The organism is Pseudomonas sp. GW821-FHT09C09 (assembly GCF_059418105.1).
In genome coordinates this window covers 969,976-985,618 of the sequence record NZ_JBWKPF010000002.1, presented here as the reverse complement: position 1 = coordinate 985,618, position 15,643 = coordinate 969,976, and the positions used below count along the sequence as shown (strand labels likewise).

Annotated in this window: 11 protein-coding genes; 8 read left to right on the top strand and 3 right to left on the bottom strand. The window is 61.0% G+C overall.

Annotated features, from left to right (window positions below; genetic code table 11):
* The first annotated feature begins 33 nt into the window (after positions 1-33).
* Entirely contained in the window at positions 34-1,398 is a 1,365-nt protein-coding gene (locus AC07NR_RS09325; RefSeq protein ID WP_248740893.1) for an MFS transporter, read from the top strand.
* Positions 1,399-1,408: 10 nt separating this feature from the next.
* Here the strand turns inward: AC07NR_RS09325 and AC07NR_RS09320 are convergent, their stop codons facing one another.
* Positions 1,409-2,284, bottom strand: a complete 876-nt coding sequence (locus AC07NR_RS09320) for a LysR substrate-binding domain-containing protein (protein WP_495078422.1) — start codon at positions 2,282-2,284, stop codon at positions 1,409-1,411.
* A gap of 140 nt (positions 2,285-2,424) precedes the next feature.
* Positions 2,425-3,603: a hypothetical protein gene (locus AC07NR_RS09315; protein WP_495078421.1), complete on the bottom strand. Its 1,179-nt coding sequence runs from the start codon at positions 3,601-3,603 to the stop codon at positions 2,425-2,427.
* 185 nt (positions 3,604-3,788) lie between these two features.
* Here AC07NR_RS09315 and AC07NR_RS09310 point away from each other — a divergent pair, with 185 nt between their 5' ends.
* The 6 genes from AC07NR_RS09310 (at position 3,789) to AC07NR_RS09285 (ending at position 11,292) form a co-directional block, all read left to right on the top strand.
* Positions 3,789-4,721 (top strand): LysR substrate-binding domain-containing protein, encoded by a 933-nt coding sequence (locus tag AC07NR_RS09310; protein WP_096820112.1) that lies wholly within the window; start codon positions 3,789-3,791, stop codon positions 4,719-4,721.
* A 107-nt stretch (positions 4,722-4,828) separates the two neighbouring features.
* On the top strand, positions 4,829-6,253 hold the full coding sequence (gene aldA, locus AC07NR_RS09305) for an aldehyde dehydrogenase (RefSeq protein WP_495078475.1): 1,425 nt from the start codon (positions 4,829-4,831) through the stop codon (positions 6,251-6,253).
* A gap of 82 nt (positions 6,254-6,335) precedes the next feature.
* Complete coding sequence (locus AC07NR_RS09300; RefSeq protein ID WP_495078420.1) at positions 6,336-7,670, top strand: MFS transporter; 1,335 nt, start codon at positions 6,336-6,338, stop codon at positions 7,668-7,670.
* Between the two features lies 1 nt (position 7,671).
* The gene (locus AC07NR_RS09295) at positions 7,672-8,889 is read left to right on the top strand and encodes a mandelate racemase/muconate lactonizing enzyme family protein (RefSeq protein WP_495078419.1); all 1,218 of its coding nucleotides are present in this window, start codon (positions 7,672-7,674) and stop codon (positions 8,887-8,889) included.
* Positions 8,890-8,949: 60 nt separating this feature from the next.
* On the top strand, positions 8,950-10,563 hold the full coding sequence (locus AC07NR_RS09290; RefSeq protein ID WP_495078418.1) for a GMC family oxidoreductase: 1,614 nt from the start codon (positions 8,950-8,952) through the stop codon (positions 10,561-10,563).
* A 123-nt stretch (positions 10,564-10,686) separates the two neighbouring features.
* Complete coding sequence (locus AC07NR_RS09285) at positions 10,687-11,292, top strand: DUF6338 family protein (protein WP_495078417.1); 606 nt, start codon at positions 10,687-10,689, stop codon at positions 11,290-11,292.
* A 188-nt stretch (positions 11,293-11,480) separates the two neighbouring features.
* Here the strand turns inward: AC07NR_RS09285 and AC07NR_RS09280 are convergent, their stop codons facing one another.
* Positions 11,481-12,365, bottom strand: a complete 885-nt coding sequence (locus AC07NR_RS09280) for a LysR substrate-binding domain-containing protein (protein WP_495078416.1) — start codon at positions 12,363-12,365, stop codon at positions 11,481-11,483.
* 159 nt (positions 12,366-12,524) lie between these two features.
* On the opposite strand from AC07NR_RS09280, the gene ydiJ reads away from it, so the two are divergent.
* Positions 12,525-15,554, top strand: coding sequence for a D-2-hydroxyglutarate dehydrogenase YdiJ (gene ydiJ, locus AC07NR_RS09275; RefSeq protein ID WP_495078474.1), 3,030 nt, complete (start codon positions 12,525-12,527; stop codon positions 15,552-15,554).
* Positions 15,555-15,643 lie beyond the last annotated feature (89 nt).

The following is a 15,643-nucleotide window of genomic DNA, read 5'->3' as shown; positions in this document are numbered from 1 at the left end:
TTTCTCCGTCAATAACAACAATTGGAGACGAACATGTCCGCTCAACCCGTAAAGATCGATGACCTGCCCATCGGGCGCTTCCATATCAAAATCGCCGGCCTGACTTTCGGCGCGCACTTCACCGACGGCTACATCCTTGGCCTGATCGGCATCGCGTTCACCTTGCTCAGCCCGCAGATGCAGCTCGATGCGTTCTGGCAGGGCCTGATCGGCGCATCGGCGTTGATCGGCCTGTTTCTCGGCAGTCTGTTTTTCGGCTGGATCTCGGACAAGGTCGGCCGGCAGAAAATCTTCCTGGTCAGTTTTGTGCTGATCACGCTCGCTTCGGTGATGCAGTTTTACGTCGAAACGGCCATGAGTCTGTTCCTCTGCCGAGTGCTGATCGGCATCGGTCTGGGCGGGGATTTCAGCGTCGGGCACGCGATGCTTGCCGAGTTCGCGCCGAAGAAACATCGCGGTGTGCTGCTGGGTTCGTTCAGCGTGATCTGGACCTTCGGCTATGTCGCAGCGACCTTTGTCGGCACCGCCATGCTCAGCCTCGGTGATGATGCCTGGCGCTGGATGCTGGCGTCGTCGGCGATCCCGGCGGCGTTGATTCTGATCGCCCGAATCGGCACCCCGGAATCTCCACGCTGGCTGGTCAATCAGGGCCGCGTGGCGGAAGCCCGTGCCATCGTCAAAAAGCATCTCGGCGATAACGTCGAGCTGGATGAAACCCGCTCCAGCGAAACCCGCTCGGGCTACGCGGTGCTGTTCAGCCCCGAGTACCGCAAGCGCACGGCGTTCAACTGCTTGTTCTTCGTCTGCATCGTCATGCCGTACTTCGCCATCTACACCTTCCTGCCGTCGATCCTGCAGAAGATGGGCTTGGCCGAAGGTTTCGGTACCGAGCTGATGCTCAACATGCTGCTGATCCTCGGCGCGTTGATCGGCATCTGGTGCACGATCAAATTCACCCGGCGCGGGTTCCTGATCAACTCGTTCATCATTCTGGCGGTGGCGTTGTTTCTGCTGGCCGTGTTGCCGGGTAGTGCGGCGTGGCTGATGGTGCTGGTGTTCGGTGTGTTCACGCTGGTGTTGTCGGCGGTGAGCAACCTGGTGGGCGTGTTCCCGGCGGAGAGCTTCCCGACGGAAGTACGGGCCAGCGGGATTGGCCTGGCGACGGCGGTGAGTCGTCTGGGGTCGGCGGTCAGTACGTTCCTGTTGCCGGTGAGTGTGGCGGGGATCGGATTGAGCCCGACCATGGGGATTCTTGCGGCGATCCTGGGGATTGGCGCGTTGTTGTCGTGGGCGTGGGCGCCGGAGACCAAGTCGTTGACGTTGAGTCAGGCGTGCAAGGCGCAGAGTTCGGTGGACGTCGGGGTAGGACCGGTCGGCAAAGTCGCCACGCCCGTCTGAGGAATACAGGTCAGGGGTTGCTGACAACCCCTAGCCACTCGGTAAACAGCTTCACCTTCGACAGCCCTTGCTTGTCATTCGCCACATCCAGCCAATAGCCATAAGGGCCGATCACCTCAATCGGGGTGATCGGCAGCAGGCTGCCGTTGGCCAGTTCCTTTTCGATCATCTGCCGGTCGATCACTGCCAGACCGCCGCCAGCCAGTGCGGTGTGGATCACCTGGTCCAGGGTGCTGAATTCCAGCCCTTGCCCGGCATCGATGTCATCCCGGCCCATGGCCGCCAGCCAGTTTTCCCAGACCTTCAAACGCTTGCCGTCGTGCAGGATGTGCAGCAGCGGAAACTGCCGCAGTTCCGGTGGCTGATCGCCGTTGAACAGTTCCGGGCTGGCCACCGCGATGTGGCGCTCCATCACCAGCAACTGACTGACGCAGTGAGGCGCCGCCGCGAGGCCGAAGCGGATGTGGCAATCGACTTCCGTGAGGCTGTCGTGGCCGATCTGGTTGGTCACGCTGAGGTTGATGTCCGGGTAGCGCTGACAGAATGCGCGCAGGTGTGGCGACAGCCAGCGCGTGGCCCAGGTCGGCGGGGCGAGCACTTTCAAGCGCTGGCGCAGATTCGGCACGCGCACCGCTTGCAAGGCGCGCTCAATGTGGTCGAAGGCCTCGGCCAGATGCGGGGAAAGATTGCTGCCGGCTTCGGTCAGCGACAGGCCTTGAGGCGTGCGCACGAACAGCGCCACGCCGAGGTAGTCTTCAAGCTGTTTGATCTGGCGACTGACTGCGCCCTGGGTGACGTTCAACCCGATGGCGGCCTGACTGAAACTGCGATGACGGGCGACTTCTTCGAACACGCGCAGGGTGTTGAGCGAGGGCAGTTGACGCATGGAGGCGGGACTCCGGAACGGGCGGTTTATTGTTGTTTTGGGATGAGGGCTATCTGACTATCGGGGCGGTGCGGATGCAAGGTGAATTCGCAACGGGCAGGCAAAAAAAATCGCAGCCCTGGCTGCGATTTTTTCGAACGTCAGAAGTAATACCCGACGTTCACATACAACTGATTCTCCCACTGATCCAGCCCTCCCGCGCCAAGGCTCTGGGTGTAGCTGCTGCCTCCGATGTACGGATCATTCCTGCCGAACAACCACTCCGTGGCCACCCACAATTTACTCACGGAAAACGAGGTGCCGAGGATCATCCGCTCGGACGTCTTGAAGCCGCTGGCGGACTTGTCGAAGGCGCTGTAGTTGGCGTACAGCTTGATCCCGCTGATCTGGTCGAACAGGTATTTGCCGCCGACGTCGTAACTCAGGTCGGCCACGTACAGATTGCCGCGACTGGCGACGTTGTAAGTGCCGTCGTAGCCACCGAGGGTCACCACTTCATCACTGCCGGGATTGCGCGGTGACATCTGCTGCCGCGCTGCCTGCAATTGCACGCCCCATGGGCCGTTCTTGCCCATGTAGTGCACGGCCACGGCGTTGCGCCGACCGTCGTTGTTGGTGTCTTTGTTCTCGAGGCTCGAAGTCAGGCCGGAGATCCCGACCTCGGACTTCCACGGCCCCAGATCCATTGCCTTGGCGACCCGCAGTACCACGGTGTTGCGTTCCTGGTTGTTGCTGCCGTCGGCCACGTAGCTGTCGGCCTCGGACACCACGCTCGAATACGTCACGCCTTTGCTGGTGCCTTTGCCTTGCCAGGCCGGGCGCAGGTAGTAGCCGGCCTGAATGTTCCAGTCGCCGCTTTGCTGGATGTATTTGGTGCCGATCTGCTGCACGTCTTCCAGGCCGATGACGTTGCCCAGGGTTTCGTAGAACGTGCTGCCGAAGTACGGCTGCAAGCCGAACGGCACGGTGTTCAGGCCCACTTGTACTTGCTGGTCGGGATTGAACTTGTAGCCGACCCACGCGAACTTGGCGAAGCGGATATCGCCGTAATTCTTGGTGTACTGGTACGGGTAGGAGCGACCGTAAAAGCGGTACTGCGCTTCACCGATCCACGAGTCGGAGTTGTACTTGGCGCTGAGGAACACTGTGTCGAGGCCGAACTTCTGGATGTCGCGATCGGGGTCCACATCCCAACGGGCACGAATGGCGCCGCCAAGGTCGAGATTGTCGGTGACCTGGACCGCCATGGCCGGGGCGGCAATGCTGCAGAACAGAGCGATGGAGGTGGTGCGCAGGCGCAAAGATGCAGGGAAGGGCATGGAGCGGCTCTCGATTGTTTTTATTAGAGATGCCGCGCAGTTTTTCCATCCGCCCGCTGCAGAACAAACGATAAAAACGTCAGGGAAACCTGCATCGAATGCATGTTACTCGGAAAATCCTGTAGGACAATTCGCCAATGTCGTGGGATGCTTTGCGCCTTGTCAGTGGTTTTCGAGTGCCTTGTATGAAACGCAAAATGCCCGGCCTGAATGCGCTCAAAGCATTCGAAGTGGCCGGCAGCACCGGCAGCTTCACCCGCGCCGCCGAGTTGCTCAACGTCACCCAGAGCGCGGTCAGCCGTCAGGTGCGGCAATTGGAGGAGCAGCTTGGCGAAAGTCTGCTGGAGCGCCGCCATCACCATCTCGAACTGACCGGTGCCGGCAAGATTCTGCTGCGGGCACTGCACCAGTCGTTCGACAAGATCGAGCTGACCGTGCGCAGCATCCAGCAGAAAACCCACGCCAACCGCCTGCACATCAATGCGCCGCCCACCTTCACCAGCCGCTGGTTGATGCCGCGCCTCGGGCGCCTGCGCGAGCAGCATCCGGAGCTGGAACTGAGCATCACCACCCGCTTGCAGGACAGCCTGGCGGAAACCAGCACCCTCGATTGTGCGATCCGTTTTGGCGACGGCGAGTGGGACGGGCTCGACAGTTCGCTGCTGATTCAGGAACGACACATCGCCGTGTGCGCGCCGACCCTGTATGCGCGGGAGGGCGGCGATCAGGGCATCGATCTCAATCGCCTGACCCTGTTGCATGTGCTGGCAAGGGAGGATCAGCGCTACCTGACCTGGAAACACTGGCTCGACGCGGCGCGTATCACGGGTGTCGACACTCAGGGCGGTTACGAATTCGACCTGCTGGACCTGGCGATTCAAGCGGCGGTCGATGGTCTGGGGATCACCATTGCCGACTGGCACATGGTCGCCTCGGAACTGGCCAGCGGGCAGTTGACCCAGGTGCATAACGTGCATGTCGAAGGGCACCAGTCCTACTGGCTGGTGACCCGCCCGGAACAGACGCAGATGCCGCAATTGCAGGCGTTCAGTCAGTGGTTGCAGGAAGAGATCTGGCTGGCGCAGCGCCAACTTGAGCCTTCGAAGGCGATTTTCTGAGTAACGTGCCTTTTTCGAATGTTTGATCGCCGGATAAATCGTTTGTTGAACCCGCTGTCGATGACAAGACTGGCGGCATCGATAAAAACAAACGATGGGCGATGCACATGCGAGTCGAGCGAAATTTTGTTAACGGCCACTTCATCGAGCCGGCCAGCGCGGCGCTGATCGCGGTCTACAACCCGGCCACGGAAGCGTTGATCGGCCAGGTGTCGGCCGCCACCGCCGAAGAAGCCACGGCGGCAGTCGATGCCGCTGCAGCGGCGCAGAAAGTCTGGGGCAAACTCACCAGCATCGAGCGCGCCGAACACCTGCGAGCATTTGCAGCGGCCCTTGAAGATCGCGCCGAAGCCATCGGTGCCGCCCTGGCCGCCGAGTCCGGCAAGAGCCTGAGCGACGCCAGCAACGAAGCCCGTTATGCCGCGCAGATCACCCGTTACCACGCCGAATGGGCGCGCCGCATCGAAGGCGAGATCATTCCCAGCGACAGCCCCGACGAAAACCTGTTCCTGCACCGCGAGCCGATTGGCGTCGTCGCGTGCCTGATTCCGTTCAACTACCCGGTCTACACCCTCTTGCGCAAAATTGCTCCGGCGCTGATTGCCGGCAACACGGTAGTGGTGCGTCCGAGCAACAACACCCCGACCTCGGCATTCGAAATCGCCAAAGCCGTGGAGCAATCGGGCATGCCGGCCGGCGTAATCAATATCCTGACCATGGATCACGCCACCGCAGCTGCAGTTTGCACCCACAAAGCCGTGGGCCTGATCACGCTGACCGGCAGCGTCAACGCCGGGCGCATTGTTCTCGACTACTGCAAGGCCAACATCGCCAAGCCTTCGCTGGAGCTGGGCGGCAAGACTCCGGCAATCATCGAGGCCGACGCCGATCTTGAAGCGGCCGCGAGCGCGATCATCGCCTCCAAGACCACTCACTGTGGTCAGTTGTGCACGGCGGTGGAGCGGGTCTACGTGCAGGAAAGCGTCTACGACCGTTTCCTCGCGCTGCTCAAAACCAAGATTGCCGCTGTGAAGTTCGGCGACCGCGCCGAGGATGCCAGCCTGATGGGCCCGCTGGTCAACGCCAGTTCGCAGAAGAACATTCACGCCATGGTCGAGCGCGCGATTGGCGACGGCGCTGTCCTCGAAAGTGGCGGCGTGCTGCCGGAAGGCCCGGGGCATTTCTACCCGCCGACGCTGCTGAGCGGCTGCCGTCAGGACATGGAAATCGTCCAAGAAGAAATCTTCGGCCCGGTGTTGCCGGTGCTCAAGTACCGCGACATCGACGAAGCGCTGGCCATGGCCAACGACCACCAGTTCGGCCTGTCGTCGGTGCTCTACACCGAGAACTACCGCACCGCGCAGAAAGTCGCCAACGCCATCGAGGCCGGCGAGTTGTACGTCAACCGTACGCCAGCCGATCCGTACCAGGGCTACCACGCTGGCTGGAAACGCTCGGGCCTGGGCGGCGATGACGGCAAGCACGGCATGCTCGAATTCACCCAGACCCGTCTCGTGGTCATGAAGTACTGATCCACCGCATCACGCCTCACGCTACACCTATAAAAACAATTATCAGGGGCGCCCGGAGCACGGGTCGCCCGAGGTCACTTCAATGTCCAAGCATGCATCCTCTGCTGCCGCTGTTCAGGGTTCCGATTCGGCTTCGAAAAGCCAGAGCGACAAGGGAAGTCGCTATTTCCAACTGATGTTGCTGGTGCTCGCCGCCGGTGCGATCTACCCGATTCTGTACCTGCGCCAGGTCTACCAGACCACCATGCTCGAGGTGTTCCAGATCAACCACAGCGAGCTGGGTTATCTGTACTCGATGCTGGGGACGATTTTCCTGCTCAGCTACTTGCCGAGCGGCTGGCTGGCCGACCGTATCGCGCCGCGCTTCCTGATCTTCTTCTCGCTGGTGGCAACCGGCGCGCTGGGCCTGTGGTATTCGACCGCGCCTTCGATGACCGGGTTGATGATCATCTTCGGTTGCTGGGGTCTGACCACCGGCCTGACGTTCTGGGCCTCGGTGCTCAAGCGGGTGAAGATGATTGCTCATCACAGCGAGCAGGGCCGGTTCTTCGGCATCCTTGATGGCGGTCGCGGGCTGGTCGAAGCGCTGCTGGCGACGGTCGCGCTGGCGTTGTTCGCCTTCGCCACCGAAACCCGTGGCGAGTCCACCGCCGAAGGTTTCAAGCACGTGGTTTACCTCTACGCCTTCACCTGTATTGCCATCGGCTGCGTGCTGGTGCTGATCAAGGACCCGAAGTCGATGGAGGACACGCCGCCGGTGGAGAAGGGCAAATTCAACTTGCTCACTGATCTGGCGACCCTGGTGAAGATTCCTGAACTGTGGCTGGTCACCGCGATCGTGTTCTGTGGGTATCACATCTTCTGGGCCACCTACAGTTTCTCGGACTACCTGCAAGGCAGCGGCCTGACCGCCGTCATGGCCGGCACCATCACCACCATCAAACTGTGGATGCGCCCGATCGGCGGCATCGGCGGCGGCTGGCTGGGGGACAAGTTTTCTAACATCTCGGTGCTGATCGTCGCGCTGTTGCTGGCGAGTCTGGCGATTGTCGGGCTGATCGTGTTCCCGGCGCTCAACAGCATGGGGCTGCTGATCGCGACAGTGATTTTCATCGGCCTGATGACCTACGCGATTCGCGGTCTGTACTGGGCGATCCTCGACAGCTGCAACATTCCGCTGCGGATCACCGGCGTGGCCATCGGCATTGTCTCGGTGGTGGGTTACATGCCGGATGCTTTTATCCCGTTGATCAACGGCTACCTCACTGAGCATTTCCCCGGCGCCCTCGGCTACAAGCTCTATTTCGGCTACATCGCCACTATCGGTCTGATCGGCACTCTGGCTGCCGTGACCCTGCGTGCCCGGATCAATCGCAAATCCTTGAACAAGACCTCTTTGAACAAGACAGGTGCCTGAGATGAAAATCGTCGCCCTTGAAACCCATATCGTCGCCGTACCGCCACCGCACATCGGCGGCATGTACTGGCTGTTCGTCAAGCTCAAGACCGACTGCGGCATTGAAGGCGTCGGCGAAATCTACGCCGCGACCTTCGGCCCCAAAGCCATGCTGCCGATCATCGAAGACGTGTTCGAACGCTACCTGTTGAATCAGGATCCGCACCACATCGAACGCTTCTTCCGTCAGGCCTATTCGAGCGGTTTCACCCAGCGTCCCGACCTGACCATGATGGGCGTGGTCAGCGGTCTGGAAATGGCCTGCTGGGACATCATCGGCAAGGCCGCAAACAAACCTGTCTATGAATTGCTCGGCGGCAAGGTTCACGAACGCCTGCGTTCCTACACCTACCTGTATCCGGTCAACAGCCGTGGCGAGTACGACTACGACGACCCGGACCTGGCCGCCGAGTGCGCCATTGAGAGCATGAACAAGGGCTTCACCGCCGTGAAGTTCGACCCGGCCGGACCGTACACCGCGTATTCCGGTCACCAGATCTCGCTGGAAGTGCTGGAACGCTGCGAAACCTTCTGCCGCAAGATCCGCGAAGCGGTGGGCAACAAGTGCGATCTGCTGTTCGGCACTCACGGGCAAATGGTGCCGTCCTCGGCGATTCGCCTGGCCAAACGCCTGGAGAAATACGACCCGCTGTGGTTCGAAGAGCCGGTGCCGCCGGGCCAGGAGGAGGCCATGGCGCAAGTCGCCGCCAAGACCAGCATTCCGATTGCCACCGGTGAGCGCCTGACCACCAAGTACGAGTTCTTCAAGCTGTTGCAGGCCGGCGGTGCGTCGATTCTGCAGATGAACGTGGCGCGCTGCGGCGGCCTGCTCGAAGGCAAGAAGATCGCCAGCATGGCCGAGGCCTATTACGCGCAAATCGCTCCGCATCTGTACAACGGGCCGATTGGTGCGGCAGCGAGTTTCCAGCTCGCGGCCTGCACGCCGAACTTCCTGATCCAGGAAAGCATCGAGACCTGGGGCGGCTTCCATGCCGAGGTCCTGAAAAAGCCGTTGCAGTGGGAGGACGGCTACATCATCCCGTCCACCGAGCCGGGTCTGGGCGTGGAGCTGAACATGGACGTGGTGCGCAAGCATTCGCCGTACACCGGCGAACGCCTGCACCTGCAAATGGCCCCGACCCCGGCCGACGTCAAAGACACATCGCCGGCCAAGGGCTGACGGGATTTCCCCGCCCGGCAACGGGCGGGTTCGATAAAAAGACTTACGCGGTAACCGTGCATGACATACGACTACATCATCGCTGGCGCAGGCGCCGCTGGCTGCGTCCTGGCCAACCGGCTTTCGGCCTCGGGCCAACACACGGTGCTGCTGCTGGAGGCGGGCGGCAAGGACAGTTCCCTGTGGTTCAAGATCCCGGTCGGCTTCGCCAAAATGTATTACAACCCGACCTTCAACTGGATGTACTACAGCCAGCCGCAGAAGCAGTTGGGCAATCGTGAAATCTACGCCCCGCGCGGCAAGGTCCAGGGTGGTTCGGGCTCGATCAACGCGATGATCTACGTGCGCGGTCAGGCCCATGATTTCAACGATTGGGCGGCCAACGGCAACGACGGCTGGGGCTTCAAGGATGTGCTGCCGTACTTTCGCAAACTGGAAAACCACCCGCTGGGCGACACCGAATACCACGGCGGCAGCGGCCCGATCAGCATCACCCCGATGGCCGGCCAGACCCACCCGATCTGCGACGTGTTCCTCAAGGGCTGCGACGAACTCGGTTACCCGCGCAGCGATGATTTCAATGGGCCGAAATTCGAAGGCGCGGGCATCTACGACGTCAACACTCGCAACGGTCAGCGCAGCTCCAGCAGCTTCGCCCATCTGCATCCGGCACTGAGCCGGCCGAACCTGACGGTCGAGCATTACGCGTTGGTCGATCGGGTGCTGTTCGATGAAAGCCAACAGCGTGCCACCGGCATTTCCATCACCCAGCATGGCGTGGTACGCACCTTCATGGCGCGCAAGGAAGTGATCCTGTGCGCAGGCGCCGTTGATACGCCGAAGATCCTGCAACTGTCCGGTGTGGCGGATCGCGCCTTGTTGGCCAAGCATCAGATTCCGGTGGTCAAACACCTGCCGGCGGTGGGGCAGAACCTGCAGGATCACCTGTGCGTCAGCTACTACTACAAGGCCAATATTCCGACCCTGAACGATGAGCTCAGCTCGTTGTTCGGCCAGTTCAAACTCGGCGTCAAATACCTGCTGACCCGCAAGGGCGCGCTGGCGATGAGCGTCAATCAGGCTGGCGGTTTCTTCCGGGGCAACGCGGAGCAGAGCCATCCGAACCTGCAGTTGTATTTCAATCCGCTGTCGTACCAGATTCCGAAAAACAACAAGGCCAGCCTCAAGCCCGAGCCGTATTCAGGCTTCCTGCTGTGCTTCAACCCGTGCCGCCCGACCAGTCGTGGGCACATCGAGATTGCTTCGAAAAATCCGCGCGATGCGGCGTTGATCGACCCGAACTACCTGAGCACGCAGAAGGACATCGACGAGGTCATCCAGGGCAGTCGCCTGATGCGCAAGATCATGGGCGCTCCGGCGCTCAAGGGTATTACGGTCGATGAAGTCTTGCCGGGGCCGGCGGTGGAAACCGACGAGCAGATGCTCCAGTACTTCCGTGACAACTGCGGCTCGATCTATCACCTGTGCGGTTCCTGCGCGATGGGTGCGGATGAGCAGAACTCGGTGGTCGACAAGCGCCTCAAGGTGCATGGTCTGGACGGGCTGCGGATCGTCGATGCGTCGATCTTCCCCAACGTGACGTCGGGCAACACCCACGCGGCGGTGCTGATGGTGGCGGAGAAAGGCGCGGATCTGATTCTGCAGGATGCGTAATGCGCGGTGACAGTTGATCGCGGGCGTTTTTCCCGCGTGCACTAGGCTTTGAATGCCGGCCCATTACGGGCCGGCATTACTGTTTCTGGAGGGTTGGTTTTTTGATTCAAGGAGCTGCCGATCATGGATGATCTGGTGAAAGAGGTGATTCCGCTGTTGCAGTACCTGATCCCGGGGTTTGTCTCGACCTGGATTTTCTACACCCTGACGGCATTCAAGCGGCCGGATACGTTCGGGCAGATTGTGCAGGCGTTGATTTTTACGTTTGTGATTCACGGGGCCGTTCTGGGCGTTGGTGAGGTCTGTTTGTGGGTTGGGAGGGAGGGTTTTTCTGTAGGAACGTGGGATTCCCAGGCTGAAACAGCATGGGCGTTTTTTGCTTCGCTGGTGTTTGGGTTGCTGGCTTGTTGCCTGTCCGCCAGTGGCAACTTACATGGTTGGTTGCGTAGCAGAAACGTAACGAAACAATCTTCCTACCCTAGCCAATGGTTCAGCGCATTTGCGAAATATGATCGCGTCATCACCCTGCATCTGGATGATGAAAGGCGCGTTCTAGGCTGGCCGGTGGAGTGGCCGCCCGAATCTTCAAGTGGGCAGTTTCTGTTGCAATCTCCGTGTTGGCTCAACAGCGATGGAACCGACGTACCTTTTGGTGCTGAATTTTTGTTGATAGATTCCGCGAAGGTTAAATGGGTTGAATTCAATCCGATTTCAGAGGGTTCATCATGACCGCCAGAGCGCCACAGCCAATGCCGCCGCACATCGCGCGCCTGTTCTACGGGCCAGATGGGAAACAGTTGGAGAAACCACTGATCAAAGGTCCCAAGGCGCCACCACCGCTGAAGCGCTAGCCAATGCAGGGGGGCGATTATTCGCCCCCGGGTTGCCTCCGCTCACCCGAACATCGGCAAGTCAACTCAGAGCGTCTGCACCAACCAATCCCGAAAAGCCTTCAACGAAGCCAGCGATTCATTGCGCGCCGGGTACACCAGGTAATAACTGCGCCGACTGCTGATCGGTTCCCCCAGTTGCAGCAATTCACCATTGTGCAGTTCATCCTCCACCAGAATCCTCGGCACCAGTCCGATACCGATATTGGCGCGCACGGCCTGGATCAGGTGCGAGGTCATCTCGAAGCTCGGCCCGATGCGCATGCTGCGATGGGGCAGGGCGTGATGGCTGAACCATTCGCTCCACGCCTGAGCATTGCTGCTGACGTTGAGCAACAGCTGCCCGGCGATGTGCTGATTGGCGGCGAGACGTTCGGCATCGGACAGTTGCGCGCTGGCGATCACCACCAGTTCTTCGGTGTGCAAGCGGTGGGCAGTCAGCCCCGGCCAGTCACCGCCACCCACGCAAATCGCCGCGTCTATTTCGCTGGTATCGAAGTCGATGGTTTCGATGCGTGAATGCAGATGCACGGTCATGCCCGGGTGCGCGGTGTAGAAATCCTTCAGGCGTGGCAACAGCCATTTCGAGCCGAAGGTCGGCAGAGTCGCCAGGCGCAAGCTGTGAATGCCCGAGCCAAACGCCATGGCCTGCAGCGTTGCGCTGCGGATCTGCCCAAGGGCTTCGGACAGTTCGCGCTGGTACATGCGCCCGACGTCGGTAAGGATCACCCGCCGGCCTTCGCGACTGAACAGGCGCATGCCGAGCATCTTTTCCAGAATCTGCACCTGACGACTGACCGCGCTCTGGGTCAGCGACAGTTCGTGGGCGGCGCGGGTGTAACTTTCATGGCGTGCGGCGGCTTCAAACGCCAGCAGCAATGACATCGAGGGAGTGAGAGTTCGCGGATTCATTCGTTTTAGTCATGGATTGCGGGTCGATTTTACGGTTGTCCCGGCATCGCTCTGCAATGAACATAAGGCCTATGAGATGGCGGGAGCGTGACGCAATCATTCATTGCGCACAACTGTTCACCGCCACACGGCCCGTTTTTGACCGAGATTGCACGCCCGATGATTGCCCAGCTGTCGCCTTCCACCACGCTGAACACCGACTACCAACAGTTTCTCAAAGCCCTTGAAACCAGTGGCTTTCGTGGCGAAATCAGTGCCGACTACGCCAGCCGAGTGGTGCTGGCCACTGACAACTCGATCTATCAGCGCTTGCCGCAAGCAGCGGTATTCCCGCGCGACGCCGACGACGTGGCGCTGCTGGCACGCCTGATTGCCGAGCCGGCGTACCAGAAAGTCGTGATAACACCTCGCGGCGGAGGCACCGGCACCAACGGCCAGTCGTTGACCGACGGCATCGTCGTCGACCTGTCGCGGCACATGAACCGCATTCTCGAAATCAACGTTGAACAGCGTTGGGTGCGGGTGCAGGCCGGCGTGGTGAAGGATCAACTGAACGCGGCACTGAAATCCGCCGGGCTGTTTTTCGCCCCGGAGCTGTCCACGTCGAACCGCGCCACCGTCGGCGGCATGATCAACACCGATGCCAGCGGCCAGGGCAGTTGCACCTATGGCAAGACCCGCGACCACGTGCTGGAACTGCACATGGTCCTGCGCGGTGGCGAGCGCTTGCACGGCCGCCCACTGGAAGAAAGCGAGCTGGCAGCGGAGTGCTCCCGTGAGGGTCGGGCCGGCGAGGTGTATCGCTGCGCGCGGCAGATCATTGATGAGCAGGGCGAGCTGATCCGGGAAACCTTCCCCGACCTCAACCGCTGCCTGACCGGCTACGACCTGGCGCACCTGCGCGAGGCAGACAACCGTTTCAACCTCAACAGCGTGCTGTGCGGCGCCGAGGGTTCGCTGGGCTTTGTGGTCGAGGCCAAGCTCAACGTGTTGCCGATCCCCAAGCACACCATGCTGGTGAACATTCGTTACGCCGGTTTCATGGACGCGTTGCGCGATGCCCGGGCGTTGATGGCGCTCAAGCCGCTGTCGATTGAAACCGTCGACTCCAAAGTGCTGTTGCTGGCGATGCAGGACATCGTCTGGCACGGCGTTGCCGAGTATTTCCCGGAAAGCGCCGACCGGCCGACGCTGGGGATCAACCTGGTGGAGTTCTGCGGCGACGATCCCGAGGAGCTGCAAGGTCGGGTCGAGGCCTTTGTCCAGCATCTGGGCAACGACGCCACAGTCGAGCGATTGGGCCATACGCTGGCCGTCGGTCATGCGGCGGTGAATCGCGTCTACGGCATGCGCAAGCGTGCGGTGGGTTTGCTCGGCAACGTCGCCGGTGAAGCGCGGCCGCAGCCGTTTGTCGAAGACACCGCCGTGCCGCCGCAACACTTGGCTGAATACATCGCCGAACTGCGCGACCTACTCGACAGCCACAATCTGCAATACGGCATGTTCGGCCATGTCGATGCCGGTGTGCTGCACGTACGGCCGATTCTCGACATGAAAGACCCGCAACAAGCCGCACTGGTGCGACCGGTGTCCGACGGCGTCGCCGCGCTGACCCAGCGTTACGGCGGCCTGCTGTGGGGCGAGCACGGCAAAGGCCTGCGCTCGGAATACGCGCCGGCCTTCTTCGGCGCGTTGTACCCGGCACTGCAAGCGTTGAAGGCGGCGTTCGATCCGTTCAACCAGTTCAATCCGGGCAAGATTGCCACACCGAATATTCCCGGTGCGGCATTGCTGAAGATCGACGAAGTGACCCTGCGCGGCGAACTCGATCGGCAGATCGACGAGAAAGTCTGGCAGGACTACGGCGCGGCCATGCACTGCAACGGCAACGGCGCCTGCTACAACTTCGATCCCGACGATGCGATGTGCCCGTCGTGGAAAGCTACTCGCCTGCGTGCGCAATCGCCCAAGGGCCGCGCCTCGCTGATTCGCGAATGGCTGCGTTTGCAGGGCGAGGCGGGTGTGGATGTGTTGTCCGATGCCAGTCGCCGTCCGCCGTTTTTCAGCACGCTGTTGCAGCGCTGGCGCAACAGCCGCGCCCAGGAAAAGGATTTCTCCCATGAGGTGTACGACGCCATGGCCGGGTGCCTGGCGTGCAAGTCCTGTGCGGGGCAGTGCCCGGTGAAGGTCAACGTGCCGGACTTCCGTTCGCGGTTCCTCGAGCTGTACCACACCCGTTACCTGCGGCCGGCACGGGATTATCTGATCGCCTCGCTGGAGTACACGATTCCGTACATGGCGCGGATTCCGTTTCTCTATAACGGTTTGATGGGCGCCTCGTTCAGCCGTCGTTTGATCGAGCGTCTTGGCGGCATGGTCGATGTGCCGTTGCTCAGTCGTTTCGATTTCCACGCGGCCATGCGTCGCTGGCAGGTTCAGCCGGCGTCGGTCGAGGCGCTTTCGGCGCTGACTCAGGCACAACGTGAGCGCAGTGTGGTGCTGGTGCAGGATGCGTTCACCCGGTATTTCGAGGCGCCATTGCTGGCGGATCTGATCGAGCTGATTTCGCGACTGGGCTATCAGGTTTATCTGGCACCGTTCAGCGCCAACGGCAAGCCGCTGCATGTGCAGGGCTTCCTGTCGGCGTTCAATCGCGCAGCGTTGCGCAATGCCGGGCAACTGCGCGCACTGGCCGGGATCGGGGTGCCGCTGGTGGGGCTCGATCCGGCGATGACGCTGGTTTATCGCCAGGAATATCTGAAGGTGCCGGGAATGGAAAAATGCCCGGAGGTGGCGCTGGTGCAGGAGTGGCTGCTCAAGGTCATGCCGGAGCAAGCCGATCAGCACCGCGAGGAAACCTTCCGCCTGCTCGCGCACTGCACCGAGAAAACCAACGCGCCTGCCGCGACCCGGCAATGGGAGCAGGTGTTCGAACGTGTCGGTTTGAAGCTGACGACCCAGGCCACCGGTTGCTGCGGGATGTCCGGCACCTACGGCCACGAAGCCCGCAATCGCGAAACCTCGGCGGTGATTTACGAGCAGTCCTGGGCGAAGCAGATTGAGGCGCCGGTAGAGCGGGGTGAAGCGCTGGCGACCGGCTATTCGTGCCGCAGCCAGGTCAAGCGCCAGGCCGACCGGACGGTGCGTCATCCGTTGCAGGTGCTGCTTGAGAGGCTGCGTTCTGCTTGAGAACCGTTGGCAATTGAAGCGACCTTTCATGTTATAAGGTAACGCAAATATTCGGGCCGATTGCACCCGGCCCGGTCGAACTCCTCACT

Excerpts from the sequence above, each read along its gene's own strand:
- AC07NR_RS09325 (WP_248740893.1), top strand. The coding sequence starts at position 34 with ATGTCCGCTCAACCCGTAAAGATCGATGACCTGCCCATCGGGCGCTTC.
- AC07NR_RS09320 (WP_495078422.1), bottom strand. The coding sequence starts at position 2,284 with ATGCGTCAACTGCCCTCGCTCAACACCCTGCGCGTGTTCGAAGAAGTC.
- AC07NR_RS09315 (WP_495078421.1), bottom strand. The coding sequence starts at position 3,603 with ATGCCCTTCCCTGCATCTTTGCGCCTGCGCACCACCTCCATCGCTCTG.
- AC07NR_RS09310 (WP_096820112.1), top strand. The coding sequence starts at position 3,789 with ATGAAACGCAAAATGCCCGGCCTGAATGCGCTCAAAGCATTCGAAGTG.
- aldA (WP_495078475.1), top strand. The coding sequence starts at position 4,829 with ATGCGAGTCGAGCGAAATTTTGTTAACGGCCACTTCATCGAGCCGGCC.
- AC07NR_RS09300 (WP_495078420.1), top strand. The coding sequence starts at position 6,336 with ATGTCCAAGCATGCATCCTCTGCTGCCGCTGTTCAGGGTTCCGATTCG.
- AC07NR_RS09295 (WP_495078419.1), top strand. The coding sequence starts at position 7,672 with ATGAAAATCGTCGCCCTTGAAACCCATATCGTCGCCGTACCGCCACCG.
- AC07NR_RS09290 (WP_495078418.1), top strand. The coding sequence starts at position 8,950 with ATGACATACGACTACATCATCGCTGGCGCAGGCGCCGCTGGCTGCGTC.
- AC07NR_RS09285 (WP_495078417.1), top strand. The coding sequence starts at position 10,687 with ATGGATGATCTGGTGAAAGAGGTGATTCCGCTGTTGCAGTACCTGATC.
- AC07NR_RS09280 (WP_495078416.1), bottom strand. The coding sequence starts at position 12,365 with ATGAATCCGCGAACTCTCACTCCCTCGATGTCATTGCTGCTGGCGTTT.
- ydiJ (WP_495078474.1), top strand. The coding sequence starts at position 12,525 with ATGATTGCCCAGCTGTCGCCTTCCACCACGCTGAACACCGACTACCAA.